We start from the raw sequence: 3,002 nt of genomic DNA, 5'->3' as shown, positions 1-3,002 counted from the left end.
CCAATATTTTTCAGGGAGATTCCGTGTCTCTTGGCTGATATATTTATTTTCAGCTTCAAAAATTCGACTGTTTTCATACTGACTGAGAGGAAATGCTGATTTAGTTGCGGGGTGCCTGCTCATAAACTCTAATAAGCTATTGTCTTCTAACATTGATTCTAACCCCTCTTCCAGGCGTGCTGCGAGCGTTTCGTTATCCTTATTTACAAAGAAATACATCGGAAAACGATAGCCAATCAGGATTTTGTCGTAAGCTGCGTAGGTATCTGTTCCATAAAATTTTACTTCTCCATATCCTTCGCTAATCGCGCGGGGAAAATAATCGCAGCGCCCAGTTTCGACCATTTTCCACATTAATTCAAATCGGATGGTTCAATTAACAATGTACCCGTTATCTTCAATAATGTCGCTATCGGGCCAATATTGTCCTTGGCAGGCAATAAGCTTATTTAGTTGGTCTGGGGTACGGATTTGATCAAATTCAGATAGGCGATCTTGCCGTATGACAAGTAGTCGATAGCCAAGAAGCCCCATGTTTAAAGGAATGCGTATGGGGCGAAGATCTTGTTCTCTTTTCAGATTTATTCCCGCCCAATTCAAATCAACCCTTCGGCCTTCTTTTAGTAGTCGAAGTGATCTGTTTTGGGTGAGATTTTCTACGGGTACATTTACTTTTGCCAAGCCATATGTTGAGGATGTCCTGTTTAAAATTGTAGTGATCAGTTCTGAGAAATAGCTGTGGGCAGCATCACCAGCCCCTTGTGCGGGACGAATGTTAATAGTTGTCTCGGAACGGACGGTGAAAGAAAGGAAAATAGTATTGAAAACAAGGACAAATATCGTTGCACAAATTTGAAAGAATGAGCCGGGGTATGCTTTTAAATGCACTGCAGGTTCCTTTCTTCAGGACTGGTACAGCACAAGACTAGCCTAACAGAGTAAATAAAGTATTAGGTCTGATGTTACACTTGTCGCGTCAGATAGACTTGGTTCTTCAAATAAACGAATAGGGGAGAGCTAAAGGGCTGAAATGGCTAGTCCCTGTGGTAGGGGTGCCCGCTTAGAATACAGGAAGCCCGGTATACCTGTTCGGCAAAAAGGCCCCGCACTAGCATGTGTGGCCAAGTTAACCGTCCAAAACAGAGGCTTTGCTGTGATTTTTCTTTTACAGTATCGGAAAGACCATCGGCTCCTCCGATGAGGAAGGCTATATCCTGGTCGCCGCCATCTTGCCATTTCTCTAAAAGCTTTGAGAATTGTGGGCTGGAAAGGTCTTTTCCTTTTTCGTCCAAGATCACAATTTTGGCACCCTTGGGCGCGGCGGCGAGGAGCAGTTCGCCTTCACGTTCTTTCAACTGAGAAGCAGGCAGGTTTTTCTTTTCTTCTACTTCCTTGAGGTCAAGGCTCCAGTTGAGCCTGTTGCCTCGGAGGCGATTACAGTAGAGTTCAAAAAGATCCCTTGCCGGACTGGCCTTGGCCTTTCCGACAGCAATTAGTGTTATCCGCATTACTTACTTCTAGTTTATGGCTTTCGGCCTATACTAGGCTTCTTGCGATGCAAAAGGCTGTGCTGATTCAGGTAATTCCAAACCCCACATTTTTTCCAAGTTATAAAAAGCTCGGACTTCGGGTCTGAAAAGATGAACAACAACATCCCCGGCATCCACCAACACCCAATCACCACGATCTTTCCCTTCGGCAATGATACTTTTCATGCCGGCAGCTTTAAGGCCGCGAAGAAGATGATCGGACATAGCAGAAACCATACGGTTTGAATTACCGCTGGCAATGACCATGTAGTCAGCAATGCTAGATTTTCCGGCAAGTTCGATGACGACAATGTCTTCTGCTTTGTCATCCTCAAGAGAGTTACGAACTAGTTCAAGCAGGTCACGGTTATTTCCCGTGGTATCCTGTGTATTGGCCTCGGGGGCCGTAGATTCTCGTGGTATGATCGGTCTCCGTAAAAATAATCTGCTCGTGAGGTCACGACTTCCCACTACAGATAGTTACTAACACGTTCCGTACTTATCGCTATACAGAACAAGGGTCTTACAGTGTCAGCTTAGCACAGTAAAGGTGCGCGACTCTATATGTTAATGAACATCGTTACATTAATGGGATAAAATCGTTGTTTCTTTATGATTTATCTCCAGCCTGCTTCATTCAGATGAGTTTTATTTCTTGTGCTTCCCATTCCTGATGGCAGTGGATGATATATCCAGTTGTTGTCCGTGAATTATTGTCCAAGCAGGGACGGAGCATTTTTGCAGGCTTCTGGCCTTGTTCTCTGGAACTCTTGCGTTCTTAAATCGCTGTGCTGCTTCTGAATTTGTTGATGGTAGTGAATAACCCGGGCGGGCAAATACAGCGACCTTCACGGTGCTAAAGATATCCTGCCAATCGCGCCAGCGGGAAATTTGGCTCAAATTATCAGCGCCCATAAGCCACGTAAAATTAACCAAAGGAAAGATTTGCTTCAAACGCGATAAGGTATCTGCTGTGAAGACTGACCCTATCTGGCTTTCAATAGTCGTAACCCGTATCTTGGGATGTTTAGGGATCGACAAGGCACTTTCAACCCTGTCCGGGAGCGGGGCCATACCTTTGGTGTCTTTTAAGGGGTTTTGCGGCGACACGAGCCACCAGACTTCATTCAAGCCCAGATGGACAAGAGCTTCTTTAGATATCTGGCAATGCGCTTTGTGTGCAGGGTTAAAGGACCCCCCGAGTAAGCCGATTTTACTTCCCTTGGGGGGAAGGCGACCACCCAGACTTCTTGCGATACTTTGCGGGCAAAGTATTTTGGAAAAGGTCAGGCTGGGTGGGTTCTGGGTCAGCATTTCGTTTGATAAGGTGTGTCGCGGTTAAGGTCGGGCATGACCTGTGCCGCGGACAAGATACTTATAACTTGTCAGCTGATCGGCCCCGACAGGCCCCCGAGCATGCAGCTTCCCGGTGGAAATACCAATTTCGGCCCCCATACCGAACTGTCCGCCATC

4 protein-coding genes and 2 pseudogenes are annotated in these 3,002 nt (G+C 46.0%); all 6 read right to left on the bottom strand.

Annotated elements, in window-relative coordinates:
• Positions 1–345: pseudogene (locus tag Q0241_RS06195) on the bottom strand (hypothetical protein); the annotation flags it as partial.
• A gap of 27 nt (positions 346–372) precedes the next feature.
• Positions 373–888, bottom strand: coding sequence for a hypothetical protein (locus Q0241_RS06190; RefSeq protein ID WP_299374747.1), 516 nt, complete (start codon positions 886–888; stop codon positions 373–375).
• A gap of 146 nt (positions 889–1,034) precedes the next feature.
• On the bottom strand, positions 1,035–1,508 hold the full coding sequence (rlmH, locus tag Q0241_RS06185) for a 23S rRNA (pseudouridine(1915)-N(3))-methyltransferase RlmH (RefSeq protein ID WP_299374743.1): 474 nt from the start codon (positions 1,506–1,508) through the stop codon (positions 1,035–1,037).
• Between the two features lie 33 nt (positions 1,509–1,541).
• A complete protein-coding gene (gene rsfS, locus Q0241_RS06180) occupies positions 1,542–2,000 on the bottom strand; it encodes a ribosome silencing factor (protein WP_366941153.1) in 459 nt (152 codons plus the stop codon).
• Between the two features lie 177 nt (positions 2,001–2,177).
• Complete coding sequence (locus Q0241_RS06175) at positions 2,178–2,843, bottom strand: nicotinate-nucleotide adenylyltransferase (protein ID WP_299374741.1); 666 nt, start codon at positions 2,841–2,843, stop codon at positions 2,178–2,180.
• Between the two features lie 24 nt (positions 2,844–2,867).
• Positions 2,868–3,002, bottom strand: a pseudogene (proA, locus tag Q0241_RS06170) (gamma-glutamyl-phosphate reductase); the annotation flags it as partial.

The organism is uncultured Kiloniella sp. (genome assembly GCF_937128705.1).
Classification (GTDB): Bacteria; Pseudomonadota; Alphaproteobacteria; order Kiloniellales; family Kiloniellaceae; genus Kiloniella.
This window is presented reverse-complemented; position numbering and strand designations above follow the sequence as displayed.

Excerpts from the sequence above, each read along its gene's own strand:
- rlmH (WP_299374743.1), bottom strand. The coding sequence starts at position 1,508 with ATGCGGATAACACTAATTGCTGTCGGAAAGGCCAAGGCCAGTCCGGCA.
- Q0241_RS06175 (WP_299374741.1), bottom strand. The coding sequence starts at position 2,843 with ATGCTGACCCAGAACCCACCCAGCCTGACCTTTTCCAAAATACTTTGC.